The sequence below is a fragment of the Kitasatospora viridis genome (assembly GCF_007829815.1).
GTDB lineage: Bacteria > Actinomycetota > Actinomycetes > Streptomycetales > Streptomycetaceae > Kitasatospora > Kitasatospora viridis.
Genome location: NZ_VIWT01000001.1, coordinates 5,896,760 through 5,918,093, shown reverse-complemented (window position 1 = coordinate 5,918,093; position 21,334 = coordinate 5,896,760). Strand labels below are relative to the sequence as shown.

Genomic DNA, 21,334 nt, shown 5'->3' with positions numbered 1-21,334 from the left:
GCTAGTCGAACTTGCCGAGCTCGTCGTCCAGCAGGTCGAAGAGCTCGTCGGCACTGGCCGTCTCCAGCACCGGGCCACCCCGGTCGGCCGGCTCCGGGTGCGGGTCGCCCGTCCACCTGGCGGTCAGCGCGCGCAGCCGCAGCGCCACCCGGGAGCGCTGCTCCTCGTCGAGCGGTCCGGCCGTGGCCGCGGCCTCCAGCAGCGACTCCAGCCGGATCACCTCGGCCTCGACGTCCGGCGCGCCGTCCGCGTCCTCGACCAGTTCGTCGAAGAGGTGGTCGGCGATGGCCGCCGGCGTCGGGTAGTCGAAGGTGAGGGTGGAGGAGAGCCGCAGGCCGGTGTCGGCGCCGATCCGGTTGCGCAGTTCCAGCGCGGAGAGCGAGTCCACCCCCAGCTCGCCGAACCCGCGCTCCGGGTCGACCGCCTCGGCGCCCGGGTGGCCGAGCACCTCGGCGACGTGGCCGCGCACGGTGTCCAGCAGCAGCTGCCGGCTCTCCGCCGGGGAGAGCGCCGCGAGCCGCTCGGCCAGCGGCACGGGCCGGGGCCCGCCGGTCGCGGCCGGCCCCGCCTGGGCGGTGCGGCGCACCGGGGTCCGGTCGGCCAGCGCCCGGACCATCGGCAGCGCCTGCTCGGTCGGCCGCACCCGCATCGGCAGCAGCAGCGGGCGGTCCGAGGCCAGCGCGCGGTCGAAGAGCGCGAGCGCCCGGTCGACCGGCAGCGGCTCGACGCCGTCCCGGGCGAGCCGGCGCAGCTCGGCCTCGCCGAGCGAGCCGGCCATGCCGGAGCCGGTGTCCCACAGGCCCCAGCCGAGCGAGAGCGCGGGGAGCCCGGCGCGGTGGCGCTCGGCGGCCAGGGCGTCCAGGAAGGCGTTGGCCGCCGCGTAGTTGCCCTGCCCGGCGGCCCCGAGGGTGGCGGCGGCCGAGGAGAACAGCACGAACGCCCGCAGGTCGAGCCCGGCGGTCAGGTCGTGCAGGTGCCAGGCGGCCTCCGCCTTGGGGCGCAGCACCGCGTCCAGGCGCTCGGGGGTGAGCGCCGAGACCAGCGCGTCGTCCAGCACCCCGGCGGCGTGCACCACCGCGGTCAGCGGGCGGGTGGCGGGGATCGCGTCGAGCAGCACGGCCATCGCCGCGCGGTCGGCGGCGTCGCAGGCGGCGACCGTCACGGTCGCGCCCAGCTCGGTCAGGTCCGCCAGCTCCGCCGGCAGGACGCCGGTGCGGCCGGTCAACAGCAGGTGCCGGACGCCGTGTTCGGTCACCAGGTGCCGGGCGAGCAGGCGGCCGAGGCTGCCGGTGCCGCCGGTGATCAGCACGGTGCCGCACGGGTCCAGCGGCTCGGCGGCAGCGGACTCCACTTCGTCGACCCGGGCCAGCCTCGGGACGTACGCCACCCCGGCCCGCAGCGCCAACTCCGGTTCGCCGGTGGCCACCGCCGCCGCCAGGGCGGCCGCGGAGGCGGGGTCCTCGTCGAGGTCGACCAGGACCAGCCGGCCGGGGTGTTCGACGGCCGCCGACCGCACCAGGCCCCAGATGCCGGCCTGCGCGAGGTCGGGCGCGCCGTCCACGCCCACCGCTCCCCGGGTGACGACCACCAGCGGCTCCCCCTCGGTGCGGTCCTCGGCGAGGCGCTCCTGCAGGACGGCCAGCGCGCGGTGCCCGGCCGCACCGGCCCGGGCGGGGGCGGGCGCGTCGTCCGCGAGGTCATCGGCGGTGATCCGCACGGTGTGCGGGGCGAACTGCGACTGCGACTGCGGCTGCGGCTGCGGCTGCGGCTGCGGCTGCGGCTGCGGCTGCGGCTGCGGCGCCAACGGGACCGGCACCCAGCTCAGTTCGAACAGGTCACCGGTGTCCGGGGCGGCCGCGGCGGCGGCCGCGTTCAGCTGGTGGGCCGTCACCTGACGGATCCGCAGGGCCGACACCACGGCGACCGGCGCGCCCGCGCCGTCGAAGAGCCGCAGGGCCAGCTGCTCGGTGCCCTGCGGGGTGAGCCGCAGCCGCAGGGCCGAGGCCCCGGCGGCGTACAGCGACACGCCCTCCCAGGAGAACGGCAGGGTCATCACCGTCGGGTCCTGACCGTCCAGCAGGTCGATGGCGTGCAGGGCGGAGTCGAGCAGCGCGGGGTGCAGGCCGAAGCCGGCCTGCTCGGCCCCCTCGGGCAGGGCGAGCTCGGCGTAGACCTCCTCGCCCAGCCGCCAGGCGGCCCGCAGGCCGCGGAACAGCGGGCCGTAGCCGTACCCCTGGTCGGCGAGGCGGTCGTAGCTGCCGTCGAGGTCGACGGGCACGGCGCCGGCCGGCGGCCAGACCTCCAGCGGCTCGGGTTCCGGGGCGGCCGACGGGGCCAGCACGCCGCCGGCGTGCCTGGTCCAGGCGGTGCCGGTCTGCCCAGCGCCGGTCTGCTCGGCGCGGGCGTGCACGGTGACCGGGCGGCGGCCGGTGCCGTCCGCGGCGCCGGTCACCACCTGGAGCTGGATCCCGCCCTGGGCGGGCAGCACCAGCGGCCGCTCGATGGCCAGTTCCTCGACCAGCGCGCCGCCCACCCGGTCGCCCGCCTGGATCGCCAGCTCCACGAAGGCGCTGCCGGGCAGCAGCACCACGCCGGCCACGGCGTGGTCGGCCAGCCAAGGGTGGGTGCTCAGCGAGAGCCGCCCGGTCAGCGCGACGGTGTCGCCCTCCGCCAGCCGGAGTTCGGCGCCGAGCAGCGGGTGCCCGGCCGCCGTCTGCCCGAACCCGGCCGCCTGCGCAGGTCCTGACGGTCCGTCATCGAGCCAGAGCCGCCGGCGCTGGAAGGCGTACGTCGGCAGGTCGATCCGGCGCGCCGTGGTCCCGCCGTAGAGCCGCTCCCGGTCGATCGGCACGCCGCGCACCTGCAGCGCGCCCAACGCGGTGGCCAACGCGACCGGTTCCGCCTTGTCGCGCCGCAGCACCGGGACCAGCGCCGAGCGCTCGGGGTCGGCCAGGCAGTGCGCGCCCATGGTGGAGAGCACCGCGTCGGGGCCCAGCTCCAGGAAGGTGCGCACCTGTTCGGCCTCCAGGGTGCGGACCGCGTCGGCGAAGCGGACGGCCTCGCGCACGTGGCGCACCCAGTACTCGGGGTCGGCCAACTCCTCGGTGGCCAACCGACCCGTCAGGTTGGAGACGACCGGCACGGTCGCCCGGCCGTACGTCAGATCGGCTATCTCGGACCGGAACTGGTCCAGCATCGGCTCCATCAGCGGCGAGTGGAAGGCGTGACTGACCTTCAGCCGCTTGGTCCGGGCGAACGACTCCGCGACCCGCAGCACCTCCGGCTCGACACCCGAAACCACCACCGCGTCAGGCCCGTTGACCGCCGCGACGCCGACCCCTGCGGTCAGCCACGGCTCGACCTCGGCCTCCGTGGCCTCGATCGCCACCATCGCCCCGCCGGCCGGGAGCTCCTGCATCAACCGGCCCCGCGCCGCCACCAACCGACAGGCGTCCGCCAGCGAGAGCACCCCGGACACGTGCGCGGCCACCACCTCGCCGATGGAGTGCCCGGCCAGGTAGTCCGGCCTGATGCCCCAGGACTCCAGCAGCCGGAAGAGCGCCACCTCGACGGCGAAGAGGGCAGGTTGGGTGGTGGCAGTCTGGTTCAGCGGTTCAGCGTCGGTGCCGAAGACCAGCTCCTTGAGCCCGGCGTCGAAGTGCCCGCAGACCTCGTCGAAGGCCTGCCGGAAGGTCTCGAACTCCCGGTACAGCTCCCGGCCCATGCCGGGGCGTTGCGCGCCCTGGCCGGTGAACAGGAAGGCCAGCTTGCCGGCCACCGGCTTGCCGCGCAGCAGCCCGGGTGTCTCCTGACCTGACGTCAGTGCATCGAGCTGGGCGGCGAGTTCGTCCCGATCTCGGGCGACCAGCGCGGCCCGGTGGCCGAACTCGGCGCGGCCGGTGGCCAGCGAGTAGGCGAGGTCGGCGATCGGCGCGTCCACCAGGGCGGTCAGCTTCGCCGCCTGGGCCGCGAGCGCCTCCGGGGTGGCCCCGGAGAGCAGCACGGGCAGCAGCGGCGCCTCGGCGCCCACCGGCTCGGCGTCAGCCGGCTCGGGGACGGCCTCGATGATGGTGTGGGCGTTGGTGCCGCTGATCCCGAAGGAGGAGATCCCGGCCCGGCGGGGCCGGTCGACCTCCGGCCACGGCTGACTGTCCGTCAGCAGCCTCACCTCACCCGCCGACCAGTCCACCTGCCCGGACGGCTCGTCTACGTGCAGCGTCTTCGGCAGCACACCGTGCCGCATCGCCTGCACCATCTTGATCACCCCGGCCACACCGGCCGCCGCCTGGGTGTGCCCGATGTTCGACTTGACCGACCCGAGCCACAACGGCCGCTCCGCCGAGTGCTCCTGACCGTACGTCGCCAGCAGCGCCTGCGCCTCGATCGGGTCGCCCAGCGTGGTCCCGGTGCCGTGCGCCTCCACCACGTCCACCTCGCCCGCCGACAACCCCGCACTCGCCAGCGCAGCACGGATCACCCGCTGCTGCGACGGACCGTTCGGCGCCGTCAGCCCGTTGGACGCCCCGTCCTGGTTCACGGCGGAGCCGCGGATCACCGCCAGCACCTGGTGCCCGTTGCGCTCAGCGTCCGACAGCCGCTCCAGCAGCAGCATCCCCGCGCCCTCGGACAGGGCGGTGCCGTCCGCGCCGTCCGCGAAGGACTTCGCCCGGCCGTCGGCGGCGAGATTGCGCTGCCTGCTGAAGTCCACGAACGTGTCGATCGTGGACATCACCGAGACGCCGCCGGCCAGCGCCAGCGTGCACTCGCCGCCGCGCAGGGCCTGCGCCGCCAGGTGCAGCGCCACCAGCGAGGAGGAGCAGGCGGTGTCCACGGAGAGGGTGGGGCCTTCCAGGCCCAGCGTGTAGGCGACCCGGCCCGAGGCCACGCTGCCGAGGCTGCCGTTGCCCAGGTGGTCGCGCACCTCCTCCGGCGCGTTGCCGAGCCGGCTGCCGTAGTCGTGGTACATCACCCCGGCGAACACGCCGGTCGCGCTGCCGCGCACCGAGTGCGGGTCGATGCCGGCGCGCTCCAGCGCCTCCCAGGAGGTCTCCAGCAGCAGGCGCTGCTGCGGGTCCATCGCGATCGCCTCGCGCGGCGAGATGCCGAAGAAGGCCGGCTCGAAGTCGGCTGCGTCGTAGAGGAATCCGCCCTCGCGGGCGTAGGTGCGGCCGGCCTTGCCCGGCTCCGGGTCGTAGCACCCCTCGATGTCCCAGCCTCGGTCGGCCGGGAACCCCGAGATGCCGTCACCGCCGTCCGCCAGCAGCTGCCACAGCTCCTCGGGGGTGCTGACGCCGCCGGGGAAGCGGCAGGCCATCGCCACGATCGCGATCGGGTCTGCCCCGGGCTGGCCCGTGGCAGCCGCTTCGGCGACCGGCTCGGTGGCCGGCTCCGTCGCGCCGAAGAGCTCGGTCCCGAGGTGGCCGACCAGGGCGGTCGGGTCCGGGTAGTCGAAGACCAGGGTGGCCGGCAGCCGCAGCCCGACCGCCTGGCCGAGCCGGTTGCGCAGCTCCACCGCGGTCAGCGAGTCGAAGCCGCAGTCCCGGAAGGCCCGGCGCGGGTCGAGCAGCATGTCCGGGTCGTGGCCGAGCACGGCCGCGACGTGTGTGCGGACGAGCTCGAAGAGGGCCGCGTCGCGCTCCGCCCGCCCGAGCGCGGCCAGTCGGTCCAGCCCGCCGCCCGGTGCGGCGGGTGCCGCGGCCGCCGCGCGCCGGGCGGCCGGGCGGAGCAGGCCGCGCAGCACCGGCGGGGGCGTGCCCGCCGAGCGCAGCGCGGGCAGGTCGAGGCCGATCGGCACCAGCAGCGCCCGGTCGCCGGCCAGTGCGAGGTCGAGCAGCGCCAGGCCCTCGGCGGTGGCGAGCGGGCGCACCCCGGAGCGGGCCATCCGCGCCACGTCCGCCTCGCTCAAGTGGGCGGTCATCCCGGTGCGTTGCTCCCAGAAGCCCCAGGCCAGCGAGAGGCCGGGCAGGCCGAGGGAGCGGCGGTGCTGGGCCAGGCCGTCGAGGAAGGCGTTGGCCGCCGCGTAGCCGGCCTGGCCCGCGCCGTCCACCGTGCCGGCGGCCGAGGAGAAGAGCACGAACGCCTTCAACTCCCGCTCGGCGGTGAGCTCGTGCAGGTGCCAGGCCGCGTCCGCCTTGGGCCGCAGCACCGCGTCCAGTCGCTCCTCGGTGAGCGCGGTGACCAGGCCGTCGTCGAGCGCGCCGGCCAGGTGCAGCACGGCGGTCAGCGGGCGGGTGGCGGGCACGGCGGCGAGCAGGTCGGCGAGTTGCGCGCGGTCGGCCGCGTCGCACTTGGCCACGGTGATCTCCGCGTCCAGGTCGGCGAAGTCGTCCTGGGCGACGCCGCTGCGTCCGGCGAGCAGCAGGTGGCGCACGCCGTGCTCGGCCACCAGGTGCCGGGCCACCAGCGCGCCGAGCACGCCGGTGCCGCCGGTGATCAGCACGGTGCCGTCGGTGTCCAGGGCCGGCCCGGCGGTGCCCGCCGGTGCGCTCCTGGCCAGCCGGGGCACGTGCACCTTGCCGTCGCGCACCGCGAGTTGGGGCTCGCCGCTGGCGGCCACCGCCGCCAGGGCCTGCTCGACGGTGGTCTCCTGGTCGGCGTCCACCAGGACGAGCTGGTCGGGGTGTTCGCCCTGGGCTGCCCGGACCAGGCCCCAGACGGCAGCCCCGGCCAGGTCCCGGACGCCCTCCTCGCCGACCGCGACCGCTCCCCTGGTGAGCACCACCAGGCGGGCGGTGGCGGCCCGTTCGCCCTCCAGCCACTCCCGCAGGGCGTCCAGCACCCGGGCGCAGGCGGCCCGGGTGCCGGCGACCGGATCCTCGCCCGGCAGCACCTCCAGGACCGCCAACTCCGCGCTGGCCGCCGGCTCCGCCGGGCCGCCCGCCGGAGCGAGGGCCGGCCAGTCGAGTCGGAACAGCGCGTCGGAGCGGGTGGCCGCGCCGAGCGCGGCGGGGTCGACCGCGCGGGTGGTCAGCGCGTCCACCGTGGCCACCGGCGCGCCGGTACCGTCGGCGAGTTGCACGGTCAGGGTGTCGGTGCCGGTGATCCGCAGACGCAGCGCCCGCGCGCCCGAGGCGTGCAGCGAGACGCCCTGCCAGACGAACGGCAGCCGGGCCTGCTCCGGCTGCCCGCCGCCGAGGCCCGCGGCGTGCAGGGCGGCGTCGAAGAGCGCCGGGTGCAGAGCGAACCCTTGCTCCTCCAGCGGGAGTTCGACCTCGGCGAAGACCTCCTCGGCGCGCCGCCAGGCCGCCTTGAGCCCCTGGAAGGCGGGGCCGTAGTGGTAGCCCTGCTCGGCCAGCTGCTCGTACACCCCGTCCACCGGGACCGGCTGCGCGCCGGCCGGGGGCCAGGCCGCCAGGTCGAATTCGGGCTCGGCGGTGTCCGGCTCCAGCAGGCCGCTGGCGTGCCGGGTCCACTCCCCCTCGCCTTCGGGGCGCGCGTGCACGGTCAGCGGGCGTCGGCCCACTCCGTCCGACTCGCCGAGGTGCAGTTGGAGTTGGACGGCGCCGCGGTCGGGCAGCAGCAGCGGCACCTCCATGGTCAGTTCCGCCACCCGGCCGCAGCCGACCTCGTCGCCCGCCTTGACGGCCAGTTCGACGAACGCGGTGCCCGGCAGCAGCACCGCGGCGCCCACCGCGTGATCGGCCAGCCAGGGTGCGGTCGTGATGGCGAGCCGGCCGGTGAAGAGCAGGCCGCCGCCGTCGGCGACCGCGACCGAGGCGCCGAGCAGGGGGTGTCCGGCGGCGGTCAGGCCGGCAGCGGCCACGTCGCCCACCGCCCGGGAGGCGCCGAGCCAGAACCGCTCGCGCTGGAAGGCGTAGGTCGGCAGGTCCACTTTGCGCACCGGCGTACCGGCGAAGACCGTCGCCCAGTCGAGCGCGACGCCGTGCACGTGCGCCTCGGCCAGCGAGGTCAGGAAGCGCTCCGGGCCGCCCTCGTCGCGGCGCAGCGAGCCGATCCCGACGACCTCGGCGTTCACCGCCTCGGCCGTCTCGGCGACGCTGTGCAGCAGCACTGGGTGCGGGCTGCACTCGACGAAGACGCCGTAGCCGCTGTCGAGCAGCACCCGGGTGGTGCCCTCGAAGAGCACGCTCTGGCGCAGGTTGGTGTACCAGTAGTCGGCGTCCAGGCCCGCGGTGTCGAAGAGTTCGCCGGTCACCGTGGAGTAGAACGGCACCTCGGCGGAGCGCGGGCGCAGCCCGGCGAGCTCCGAGTGCAGCCGCTCGCGGATCGACTCGACGTGGGCCGAGTGCGAGGCGTAGTCCACCGGCAGCCGCTTGGCCCGCACGTCCTGCGCGCGCAGCTCGGCCTGCAACCGGTCCAGGGCGTCGGCGTCTCCGGAGACCACCACCGAGGCCGCGCCGTTGACGGCGGCCACCGACAGCCGTCCGTCGTACCCGGCGAGCCGCTCGCGGACCTGCTCGGCCGCCAGGGCGACCGACATCATGCCGCCGCGCGCCGACAGTTCGTCGGCGATGGCCAGGCTGCGCAGGGCCACCACCTTGGCGCCGTCGGCCAGCGAGAGCGCCCCGGCCACGCAGGCGGCCGCGATCTCGCCCTGCGAGTGGCCGATCACGGCGGCCGGCCGCACCCCGTGGGAGCGCCAGAGCTCGGCCAGCGACACCATGACCGCCCACAGCACGGGCTGCACCACGTCCACCCGCTCCAGCGAGCCGGCGCCGCGGATCACCTCCAGCAGGTCCCAGTCGGCGTACGGCGCAAGCGCCTGGCCGCACTCGGCCATCTTGGCGGCGAACACCGGGGCGGTGTCGAGCAGTTCGGCGGCCATGCCGATCCACTGCGAGCCCTGCCCGGGGAAGACGAAGGCGATCCGCGACTCGCTCTGCCACCCGGCCCGCACCACGCCCGCGGCGGCGCGCCCGGCGGCGAGCTCGGTCAGTCCGGCGGCGAGCGCGGCGCGGTCGGCGCCGATCACCACCGCGCGCTCGCCCAGGGCGGCCCGGGAGGTGGCGAGGGTCCAGGCGAGGTCGGGCAGCGGGGCGCTGTCCAGGTGGTCGAGCAGCCGCTGGGCCTGCGCGGCCAGGCCCGGCTCGCCCTTGCCCGACAGCACCAGCGGCAGCGGTCCGGTCAAGTCGTGCTCGGGTTCGAGCGGTTCGGGCTCGGGCACGCCCTCCAGGATCACGTGCGCGTTGGTGCCGCTGATCCCGAAGGAGGAGACCGCGGCCCGTCGCGGCCCGCCGTGCTCCGGCCACGCCCTGGCCTCGGTGAGCAGTTCGACCGCACCCTCGGTCCAGTCCACCTGCGGGGTGGGCTGGTTGACGTGCAGCGTGCGCGGCATCCGGCCGTGCCGCATCGCCATCACCAGCTTGATCACCCCGGCGACGCCCGCGGCGGCCTGGGTGTGGCCGATGTTCGACTTGATCGAGCCGAGCCGCAACGGCTCGCCGCCGGCCCGCTGCTGGCCGTAGGTGGCGAGCAGGGCCTGCGCCTCGATCGGGTCGCCCAGCGGGGTGCCGGTGCCGTGCGCCTCCACCAGCTGCACCTGATCGGCCGTCAGCCGGGCATTGGCCAGCGCCTGCCGGATCACCCGCTGCTGGGAGGGGCCGTTGGGGGCGGTCAGCCCGTTGGAGGCACCGTCCTGGTTGATCGCGCTGCCACGGACCAGCGCGAGCACCCGGTGCCCGTTGCGCTCGGCGTCCGACAGGCGCTCCAGCAGCACCATGCCGACGCCCTCGCCCCAGCCGGTGCCGTCCGCCGAGGCGGCGAAGGACTTGCACCGGCCGTCCAGCGAGAGCCCGCGCTGGCGGCTGAAGTCGACGAAGGTGTCCGGGGTGGACATCACGGTGACGCCGCCGGCCAGCGCGTAGGCGCACTCGCCCGTGCGCAGCGCCTGGACCGCCAGGTGCAGCGCGACCAGCGAGGAGGAGCAGGCGGTGTCCACGGTGACGGCGGGCCCCTCCAGGCCCAGCGTGTAGGAGACCCGGCCGGAGGCGACACTGCCCAGGTTGCCGTTGCCGAGGTAGCCCTCGACGCCCTCGGGCACCTCGGCCAGCCAGCTGCCGTAGTCGTGGTACATCACCCCGGCGAAGATGCCGGTCCGGCTGCCGCGCAAGGTGTGCGGGTCGATGTTGGCGCGCTCGAACGCCTCCCAGGAGACCTCCAGCAGCAGGCGCTGCTGCGGGTCCATCGCGATCGCCTCGCGCGGCGAGATGCCGAAGAACGCGGCGTCGAACTGCGGGGCGTCGTAGAGGAATCCGCCCTCGCGGACGTGGGTCTTGCCCGGCACGTCCGGGTCCGGGTCGTAGAGCCCCTCGACGTCCCAGTCGCGGTCGGCGGGGAACTGCCCGACGGCGTCCACGCCTTGGTCGACCAGCTGCCACAGCTGCTCGGGCGAGCTGACGCCGCCGGGGTAGCGGCAGCTCATCGCCACGATCGCGATCGGCTCCTGGGCGGCGGCCTCGATCCGGGTGTTCTGCCGGCGCAGCCGTTCGTTCTCCAGCAAGGACTCGCGCAGCGCCTCGACGATCTGCTCGACGGATGTGTCCACGGTCGGTGTCGCTCCCTGATTACTTGGCGTCGCTACGGTCGAGCGCGGTGCGGATGAGGTCGGTGACGTCCATGCTTTTGATGTCGAGGGACTTGGTGACTGAGGCCCCGTCAGCCTCGGCTGCTGGCGTGTGCCCGGCCTCCGAGAGCTCCAACAGGCGTTCCAGCAGACCGGATTCGCGGAGCCTGGCCACCGGGATGCCGGCCAGCAGATCGGCCACCTGCGCGTCGTCGGGCCGCTCGGCCACCTCGCCCGGCTCCGGCCGCAACCTGGTCAGCAGGTACCCGGCCAGTGCCGCCGGGGTGGCGTAGTCGAAGATCAGGGTGGACGGCAGGCGCAGCCCGCTGACCGCGTTCAGCTTGTTGCGCAGCTCCACCGCGGCGAGCGAGTCGAAGCCCAACTCGGTGAACGCGCGCCTCGGTTGGACGGCCGACGGACCGTCGTGCCCGAGCACGGCGGCGACCTGCGAGCGGACCGCCTCCAGCACCGCGTGCTCGTGGTCGGCGGCCGGCAGCCCGCTCAGCCGCTGGGGCAGCGAGGCCGCACCCTGCGAGCCGGTGGCGCCGCCGGCCGCGTCCCGCCGGACGGCAGGCCGCACCAGCGCGCGCAACACGGCCGGGACGGCCTCGCCCCGCTCGCGCAGCGCCGCCAGGTCCAGCCGGGCCGGCACCAGCGTGGCCCGCCCGGCCCGCACGGCCGCGTCGAACAGGGCCAGCCCCTCGGCCGGGTCCAGCGCGCCGATGCCGGAGCGCTCGATCCGCTCCAGGTCGGCCGCGCCGAGCTGCCCGCCCATCCCGCCGGCGCCCGCCCACAGGCCCCAGGCCAGCGCGGTGGCCGGCAGGCCGCCGGCGGCCCGGTGCTCGGCCAGCGCGTCCAGGAAGACGTTGGCGGCCGCGTAGTTGCCCTGCCCGGTGGCGTCCAGAGTACCGGCGGCCGAGGAGAACAGGACGAACCTGCTGATGTCCTGATCCAGCGTCAACTCGTGGAGGTACCAGGCACCGTCGACCTTGGGCCGGAGCACCGGGTCGAGCCGGTCCGGGGTCAGCGAGCCGATCAGCGCGTCGTCCAGCACCCCCGCCGTGTGCACGATGCTGCGCACCGGGTGGTCGGCGAGGAGCGCGGCCAGCGCCGCCCGGTCGGCGACGTCGCAGGCCACCACCGCCACCTGGGAGCCAAGTTCGGCCAGCTCGGCCTGCAACTGCCGTGCCTCGGGCGCCTGTGGGCCCCGGCGTCCCGCCAGTACCAGGCTGCGCACACCGTGCCCGGTGACCAGGTGCCGGGCCACCAGCGCGCCCAAACCGCCGGTGCCGCCGGTGATCAGCACCGTGCCCCAGTCGGCGTCCTCCTGCTCGGCCTGCGCGGGGAGCACCCTGACCAGCCGTGGCACCTGGAACCCGCCCTCGCGCAGCACCAGTTCGGGCTCGCCCGACTCGACGGCGGCGGCCAGCAGCGGCAGTGTGACCGAGTTGCCGCCCTCGGAGTCCACCAGCACGATCCGGCCGGGGTCCTCCGCCTGCGCCGCGCGGACCAGCCCGCGCACGGCGGCATCCGCCAGGCCCCCGGCGGTCAGCACCACCAGCGTCGCCTTGGCGTACCGGTCCTCGCGCAGCCACTCCTGGACGGGGCCGAGCACGCCGTGCAGGGCGGCGCGCACCGCCGTCGGTACCGGGGCGTCGGTCACGGTCGGCACCGGCAGCAGCACCACCTCGGGGACGGCGTCGCCGAGCGCGCCCAGGTCCGGGTGGACGGGCGCGCCGAGGCCGAGGCCGTCGGTGCCGAGCACCGCGAACTGCCGCTCGCCCGTGCCCTGGGCGGCGAGCTCGGGCCGGGGCGTCAGCTCGACGGTGAACAGCGAGTCCTGCTGCGGGGCGAGTTGGCCCGCCGCCACCGGCCGGGTGACGAAGGAGGAGACCGTGGCGAGCGGGGCCCCGGCGCCGTCGGCCAGCTCGATCCGGATGCCCTCGCCGCCCTCCTCGCGGGTCAGCCGCACCCGGGCCGCCGTGGCGCCGCCGGCGTGCAGTTCGACCCCGTTCCAGGCGAACGGGAGCAGCACGCCGCCCTCGGCCGGCCGCGCCTCGTGCTCCTCGTCGAGCAGCGCGGTGGCGTGCAGGGCGGCGTCCAGCAGCGCGGGGTGCAGGCCGAAACGGGCGGCCTCGGACCGTGCGGCATCGGGGAGTTCGAGCTCCGTGAAGACCTCCGCACCGCGCCGCCAGGCCGCCTTGACGCCCTGGAAGACCGGGCCGTACTCGTAGCCCTCGGTCCGCATCCGCTGGTAGAGGCCGGTGACGTCGACCTCGGTCGCGCCGGTCGGCGGCCACTGGGTGAGCGGCTCGGGTCGGGCGGTGCCGCCCGGCGCGAGCAGGCCGGTGGCGTGGGTGGTCCAGCTGCCCTCCTCGGCGCCCGCCGGGCGGGAGAAGATCCGCACGGCCCCGTCGTGCCCGGCCACCACCTGGAGCTGCACGGCGGTCGACTCCGGCAGCAGCAGCGGTGCCTGGAGCGTGAGTTCCTCCAGCACGGGCAGGCCGAGCAGGTCGCCGGCCCGGATCGCCAGGTCGACCAGCGCCGTCCCCGGCAGCAGCACGGTGCCGAGCACGGCGTGTTCGGCGAGCACCGGGTGGGTGGCGCGCGAGACCCGCCCGGTCAGCAGCACCTCGTCGGAGGCGGCCAGCCGGATCCCGGCGCCGACCAGCGGGTGGTCCACCGGTGCCTGGCCCAGGCTGCCCGGGTCGCCCTTGGCGGCGGGGGCGTCCAGCCAGAACCGCCGGTGCTGGAAGGCGTAGGTCGGCAGCTCGACCGCCCGGCCGGTGTAGTCGCCGTACAGCGCCTGCCAGTTCAGCGCGGCGCCACGAGTGTGCGCCAGTGCGACGGCGCCCAGCAGTTCCGCCGCCTCGGGCTTGTCCTTGCGGGCGACCGGGGCGAAGACCGCCTGCGCCTCCTCCGGCAGGCAGTCCGGTCCCAGTGCGCTCAGCACGGCGTCCGGGCCGAGCTCCAGGAAGGTGCTGACGCCCTGTTCGGCCAGCGCGGCGACGGCGTCGGCGAAGCGCACGCCCTCCCGGACGTGCCGGACCCAGTACTCCGGCGTGCACAGCTGCGCCGGGTCCGCCGGGCGGCCGGTCAGCGTGGAGACGATCGGGATGACCGGCTCGGCGTAGTCGAGTTCGGCCAGCACCGCGCCGAACTCGGCCAGCATGCCGTCCATCCGGGGCGAGTGGAAGGCGTGCGAGACGGTCAGCCGCTTTGACCGCTCGAACCGGGCCGCCAGCTCCAGCACCGCCTCGGTGTCGCCGGAGAGCACCACGGAGCGCGGGCCGTTGACCGCCGCGATGCCGACCCGCTCGTCCAGCAGCGGCCGCACCTCGGCCTCGCCCGCCCGCACCGCGACCATCGCGCCGCCCTCGGGCAGCGCCTGCATCAGCCGGCCCCGGGCGGCGACCGCCTTCGCCGCGTCCGCCAGCGACCAGACGCCGCTGACGTGCGCCGCGCCCAGCTCGCCGATCGAGTGGCCGGCCAGGAGGTCCGGGCGCAGGCCGAAGGACTCCAGCAGCCGGAAGAGCGCCACCTCGACGGCGAAGAGCGCGGCCTGGGTGTAGGCGGTGCGGCCCAGCAGTTCGGCGTCCGTGCCGAAGACCACCTCGGCCAGCGGCCGGTCCAGCTCGGGGTCCAGCCGGGCGGCGACGCGGTCGAAGTGCTCGGCGAAGACCGGGAAGGTCTCGTACCACTGGCGTCCCATGCCGGGGCGCTGCGAGCCCTGGCCGGAGAACAGGAACGCCAGGCCGCCCTCGTCGACGGTACCGGTGACCAGGCCGGGCGCCTCGGAGCCGGCACTCAACGCGGCCAGCGCGGCGTCGAGTTCGGCGCGCTCGCCGGCCAGCACCACGGCGCGGTGCGAGTGCCGGCTTCGGGTCGAGGCCAGCGCCAGCCCGAGATCGGCGAGGGCGGGCCCGTCGATGTCGGCCAGCCGCTCGGCCTGGGCGGCGAGCGCCTCGGGGCTGCGGCCCGAGAGCGGCAGCGCCACCAGGGTGGGCGGGGTGCCGGTGGCCGGGGAGTCCTCGGCCACCGGGGCCGCTTCGAGGATCACGTGGGCGTTGGTGCCGCTGATGCCGAAGGAGGAGATCCCGGCCCGGCGCGGCCGGTCGACCTCGGGCCAAGGCTGACTGTCCGTCAGCAGCCGCACCTCGCCCGCCGACCAGTCGACCTTGTTGGAAGGTGCGTCCACGTGCAGCGTCCTGGGTAGCACACCGTGCCGCATCGCCTGCACCATCTTGATCACCCCGGCCACACCCGCCGCCGCCTGGGTGTGCCCGATGTTCGACTTGACCGACCCGAGCCACAACGGCCGCTCCGCCGAGTGCTCCTGACCGTACGTCGCCAGCAGGGCCTGCGCCTCGATCGGATCACCCAGCGTGGTCCCGGTCCCGTGCGCCTCCACCACGTCCACCTCGGCCGCCGACAACCCCGCAGTCGCCAACGCCTGCCGGATCACCCGCTGCTGCGACGGACCGTTCGGTGCCGTCAGCCCGTTGGACGCACCATCCTGGTTGATCGCACTGCCCCGCAGCACGGCAAGCACCCGGTGCCCGTTGCGCTCGGCGTCCGACAGCCGCTCCAGCACCAGCATGCCGACGCCCTCACCCCAACCGGTGCCGTCGGCCGCGTCCGCGAAGGACTTGCAGCGCCCGTCCGGGGCCTGGCCGCGCTGGCGGCTGAAGTCGATGAAGGTGTCGGGGGTGGACATCACGGTGACACCGCCCGCCAGCGCCAGCGTGCACTCGCCGCCGCGCAGCGCCTGCGCGGCCAGGTGCAGGGTGACCAGCGAGGAGGAGCAGGCGGTGTCCACGGTGACCGCCGGCCCTTCGAGGCCGAGCGCGTAGGCGACGCGCCCGGAGACCACGCTGCCGAGGGTGCCGTTGCCGACGTACGCGGCCACCTCCTCGGGGGCATCGGTGAGCCAGCTGCCGTAGTCGTGGTACATCACCCCGGCGAACACCCCGGTGGCGGTGCCGCGCACGGTCGCCGGGTCGATGCCCGCGCGCTCGAAGGCCTCCCAGGAGACCTCCAGCAGCAGGCGCTGCTGCGGGTCCATCGCGACCGCCTCGCGCGGCGAGATGCCGAAGAAGTCGGCGTCGAACTCCGCCGCCCGGTAGAGGAATCCGCCCTCGCGCGAGTATGTCCGGCCGGGCGTGCCCGGCACCGGATCGTAGATCGCCCCGGTGTCCCAGCCCCGGTCGGCGGGGAACTCCCCGATGGTGTCGACGCCGTCGGCGACCAGCCGCCACAGGTCCTCGGGCGACTCGACGCCGCCCGGGTAGCGGCAGCTCATCCCGACGATCACGATCGGATCGCCTTGAACGGTCGCCGCGACCGGCGCTGCTGGCTCCTCGGGCGCGGCGCCGAACAGGGTGTCGCGGATGTGCGCGGCCAGCAGCTTCGGTGACGGGTAGTCGAAGACCAGGGTGGCCGGCAGCCGCAGCCCGGTCGCCGAGTTGAGCCGGTTGCGCAGCTCCACGGCGGCCAGCGAGTCGAAGCCGAGCTCGGTGAACGCCCGGGTCGGGCTGATCGCCGCCGCGCCTTCGTGCCGCAGCACGACCGCCACCTCGGTGCGCACCAGCTCCAGCACCGCGCGCTCCCGCTCGGCGGCCGGCAGCGCGCCCAGCCCACCCAGCCCGCCGTCGGCGGCAGCCAGGTCGCGGGTGCCGCGGGCCGCCGAGGTGCGGCGGCTGGCGGGGCGCACCAGGCCGCTGAGCAGCGCGGGTATGCCGTCGGCCCGGCCGCGCACCGCGGCGGCGTCCAGCTCGACGGGGACCACCCTGGCCTCGCCGGTGCGCACGGCCGCGTCGAACAGGCGCAGCGAGTGCGCCGCGTCCAGTCCCGGCAGCCCGTAGCGGGCGATCCGGGCCAGCGCCGCCTCGTCCAGCGCGGCGCCCATGCCGGCCCCGCCCGTCCACAGGCCCCAGGCGAGGGCGGTGGCCGGCAGGCCCACCGCGGCGCGGTGCTCGGCCAGTGCGTCCAAGAAGGCGTTGGCCGCCGCGTAGTTGCCCTGCCCGGCGCCGTCGAGGACGGCGGAGAGCGAGGAGAAGAGCACGAACCTGCGGATGTCCTGATGGAGCGTCAGCTCGTGCAAGTGCCAGGCGCCGTCCACCTTGGCCCGGAACACCTCCGCGAGCGCCTCCTCGGTGAGCGAGCCGATCACCGCGTCGCGCACCGTGCCCGCGGCGTGGACCACCGAGTCGACCGGGTGGGCGGCCAGCAGCGCGGCCAGCGCGGCGCGGTCGCCCACGTCGCAGCCGACCACGGTCACCTCGGCGCCCAATCCGGCCAGCTCGGCCTGGAGTTCGGGCGCCGAACCGCGGCGCCCGGCCAGCACCAGGCTGCGCACACCGTGCTCGGCGACCAGGTGCCGGGCCAGCAGTCCGCCCAGGCCACCGGTGCCGCCGGTGATCAGCACCCGCCCCCATTCGGGGGCCGGGGCCGCCGCCGGGGGCAGCACGGTCAGTCGAGGAGCCGTCAGCTGATCGCCCATCAGGGATAGTTCCGGCTCACCCGTGGCCAGCGCGGCGGTCAGCTCGGCATCGGTGGGCAGGTCGGCGTGCTCGATCAGCACGAACCGTCCGGGGTGCTCCGCCTGCGCCGAGCGCACCAGCCCGCGCACCGGGGCCTGGGCGAGCGCGGGCGAGGTGACCACCACCAGCGTGGTGTCGGCGAACCGGTCCTCGGCCAGCCAGTCCTGGAGCACCCGCAGCACCCGGGCGGTGGCGCTCCTGGCCGCCGAGGGCAGGGCCCCGTCCCCAGCGGGTGCGCGCAGCACCACGACCTGAGGCAGCGCGCCGTCGGCCGGGGCGATGGAGGCGAGCTCGCCGTCCAGCACCGCGATCCGCAGCGGCTCCGGCTCGCCCGGCACGGCCAGCGGCGACTGCCGCACGGCGTACAGCAGTTCACCGTCCGGCACCGGCCGGGAGACCAGGCCGCGCACGGTGGCCAGCGGCGCCCCGGCGGCGTCGGCGAAGTCGAGCGCCAGGGTGTCCCGGCCCGGGCGGGTGATCCGCACCCGCACCGCGGCGGCCCCGGTGGCGTGCAGCGACACCCCGGTCCAGGCGAACGGCACCAGCACCTCGGCGCGGGGTTCGGCGCCCAGGTCGGCGGCGTGCAGGGCAGCGTCCAGCAGCGCCGGGTGCAGACCGAACTCGGCTGCCTCGGCGACCAGTTCGGCGGGAAGCTCGACCTCGGCGAAGACCTCGCCGCCGTGCCGCCAGGCCGCCCGCAGCCCCTGGAAGGCCGGGCCGTAGCCGTAGCCCTGGGCCGCCAGGCCGTCGTAGACACCGGTGAGGTCGATCGCCTCGGCGCCCTGCGGCGGCCAGCTGTCCAGCGGCTGCGGCAGCGGCTCGGCGGCCGGCGCCAGCACTCCGCTCGCGTGCTGGGTCCACGGTCCGGCGTCCGCGCCGTCCGCCCTGGAGTGGACGGTCAGTTGGCGGCGCCCGGTCTCGTCCGGCTCGCCCACCGCGACCTGGACGCCCACGCCGCCCTCGGCCGGCAGCACCAGCGGTGCGCCCAGGGTGAGTTCCTCGATCGCGCCGGCCCCCACCTGGTCGCCCGCCCGCACGGCCAGCTCCACGAAGGCGGTGCCGGGGAAGAGCACCCGCCCGGCGATGACGTGGTCGGCCAGCCACGGCCGGGCCCGCAGCGAGAGGTGTCCGGTGAGCACCACACCGTCCGCGCCGACCGCCACCACCGCACCCAACAGGGGGTGACCTGCCGGTAGTTGGCCGAGGTCGGCGAGGTCGGCGCGGGCCGAGCCGGGCTCCAGCCAGAACCGCTTGCGCTGGAACGGGTAGGTCGGCAGGTCGATCCGGCGCCCGGCGCCGCCCGCGTGGAAGCGGGCCCAGTCCACCGGCACCCCGGCGCAGTAGGCCGCAGCCAGCGCCAACAGGGCCTGGCGCGGTTCGGTGTGGTCGCGGCGCAGCAGCGGCGCGAAGACAGTCCCAACCTCAGCATCAGCGTCCGCCAGGCACTCCTGGGCCATCGCGCAGAGCACGCCGTCCGGGCCGATCTCCAGGAAGGTGCCGACCCCGGCCTCGGCCAACCAGTCCACCGCGTCGGCGAACCGAACCTGCGCCACCACGTGCTCGACCCAGTACTCGGCCGTCGCCATCCGCTCGCCGCACAGCTCGCCGGTGACCGTGGAGACGATCGGGATCTTCGGCGCGGCGTAGGCCAGCACCTTGGCGATCCGGCGGAACTCGGCGAGCACCGGCTCCATCAGCGGCGAGTGGAAGGCGTGGCTCACCCGCAGCCGCTTGGTCCGGTGCCCCGCCTGCGCCAACTCCCCGGCGATCCGCAGCACCTCGGGCTCGGCGCCGGAGAGCACCACCGCGCGGGGGCCGTTGACCGCCGCGAGGCCGACCCGCTCGGTGAGCAGCGGCACCACCTCGGCCTCGGCGGCCTGCACGGCGACCATCGCGCCGCCGGGCGGCAGCGCCTGCATCAGCCGGCCGCGCGCGGCCACCAGGATGGCCGCGTCCTCCAGCGTGAGGACCCCGGCGACGTGCGCGGCGGCCAGCTCGCCGATGGAGTGGCCGGCCAGGTAGTCGGGGCGCAGGCCCCAGCTCTCGGCCAGCCGGAACAGCGCGACCTCGATCGCGAACAGGGCCGGCTGGGCGTACTCGGTGCGGTGCAGCAGCTCGGCCTCGGCGGAGCCCTCGGCCGCGAACAGCACCTCGGTCAGCGGCAGTTCCAGCTGGAGGTCCAGGTAGCCGCAAGCCTGCGCCAGGGCCTCGGCGAACACAGGTGAGGCGTCAACGAGTTGACGTCCCATCGCGAGCCGCTGGCTGCCCTGCCCGGTGAACAGGAAGGCGAGCTTGCCGGGTCCGGCCACGGCCGTGGGGATCGTGCCGGCGGCGATCGCGGCCAGGGCGGCGCGCAGTTCCTCCCGGTCGGCGGCGACGATCGCGGCCCGGTTCACCAGGCCGGCCCGGGTGGTGGCCAGCGAGTGGGACAGGTCGGCGAGCCGCACCTCGTCACGGTCCAGCAGCGGCAACAGGTCTGCGGCCCGATCGCGCAGCGCCTGCTCGCCGCGGGCCGACAGGACGAAGGGCAGCACCCCGGGGTCGGCAACCGCGGGCTCCTCGTCGACCGGCTCCGCCACCTCGTGCTCCAGCAGCACGTGCGCGTTGGTGCCGCTGACCCCGAAGGAGGAGACGCCGGCCCGGCGCGGCGCCCCGGTCCGCGGCCACGGCCGGCCCTCGGTGAGCAGTTCGACCGCGCCCGCCGACCAGTCCACGTGCGGGCTCGGGGCGTCGATGTGCAGGCTCTTCGGCAGGAAGCCGTGCCGCATGCTCAGCACCATCTTGATCACGCCGGCCACCCCGGCTGCGCCCTGGGTGTGCCCCAGGTTCGACTTGGCCGAGCCGAGCAGCAGCGGCGCGTCCGCCGGCCGGTCCTGCCCGTAGGTGGCGATCAGCGCGCTCGCCTCGATCGGGTCGCCGAGCGTGGTGCCGGTGCCGTGCGCGTCGACGGCGTCCACCTCGGCGGCCGACAGGCCGGCGTTGGCCAGGGCCTGGCGGATCAGCCGCTGTTGCGAGGTGCCGCTGGGCGCGGTGAGCCCGTTGGAGGCGCCGTCCTGGTTGACCGCCGAGCCGCGCACCACGGCGAGCACCCGGTGGCCGTTGCGCCGGGCCTCGGAGAGCCGCTCCAGGACCAGCACGCCGACGCCCTCGGCGAAGCCCGTGCCGTCCGCCCCGGCCGCGAAGGCCTTGCAGCGCCCGTCGGGGGCCAGGCCGCGCTGCCGGCTGAAGGCGGTGAAGACGCCGGGGCCGCCCATCACCGCGACGCCGCCGGCCAGCGCCAGCGAGGACTCGCCCGCGCGCAGCGACTGGCAGGCCAGGTGGATCGCGACCAGCGAGGCCGAGCAGGCGGTGTCCACGGTGACCGCGGGGCCCACCGAGCCGAGCACGTAGGCCACCCGCCCGGAGATGACGCTGGGCGCGTTGCCGGTCATCAGGTAGGCGTCGAGGCCGTCGGGGGCCTCGTGCAGGCGCGGGCCGTACTCCTGCACCTCGGCGCCGAAGAACATCCCGGCCTCGGTGCCGCGCAGCGCCAGCGGGTCGACGCCGGCGTGTTCCAGGGCCTGCCAGGCGGTCTCCAGGACGAGCCGCTGCTGCGGGTCCATGCCCAGCGCCTCGCGCGGGCTGATGCCGAAGAAGTCGGCGTCGAACCGGGTCGCGGTGTCCAGGAACCCGCCGGTCCTCACGTAGCTGCTGCCGGGGGTCTCGGGGTCCTCGTCGAACATCCGGTCGAGGTCCCAGCCGCGGTCCTCGGGGAAGCCGGAGAGCACCTCGCCGCCGTCGCGCAGCAGCTGCCACAGGTCGTCCGGCGAGTCCACGCCGCCCGCGAACCGGCAGCCGATGCCCACGATCGCGATCGGCTCGCCCTCGACCGCACCGGTGGCGGCTGCGGTCGCCTCCGGTTCGACGGCGACGGCGCCGAGCGCCCCGGCGAGCAGCCGGTCGACCAGCGCGGCCGGGGTCGGGCACTCGTAGACCACGGTGACCGGCAGGTCGAGGCCGGTGGCCGCGACCAGGCGGGCCTGCAGGTCGACGGAGGCCAGCGAGTCGAAGCCGAGCTCGGCGAAGGTCCGCGCGGTGTCCAGGGTGTCGCCCGCCTCCGGGCGCGCGGCCTTCAGCGCCCCCACCGCCGTGCGGCTCACCAGGTCGAGGACCAGCCTCCGGTGCTCCGACGGCGCGGTGGCGGCCAGCAGCCGGGCCAGGACTGAATCGGAACGTGACGCCATCATCCGCACATCTCCCACAACTCGGCCAAGACCCTTCAGCGAACGGA

1 protein-coding gene and 1 pseudogene are annotated in these 21,334 nt (G+C 75.8%); both read right to left on the bottom strand.

Annotated elements, in window-relative coordinates:
• Position 1: 1 nt before the first annotated feature.
• Positions 2 to 10,471: pseudogene (locus FHX73_RS26510) on the bottom strand (SDR family NAD(P)-dependent oxidoreductase); the annotation flags it as partial.
• Between the two features lie 52 nt (positions 10,472 to 10,523).
• A complete protein-coding gene (locus FHX73_RS26505; protein WP_425461451.1) occupies positions 10,524 to 21,296 on the bottom strand; it encodes an SDR family NAD(P)-dependent oxidoreductase in 10,773 nt (3,590 codons plus the stop codon).
• Positions 21,297 to 21,334: the final 38 nt, after the last annotated feature.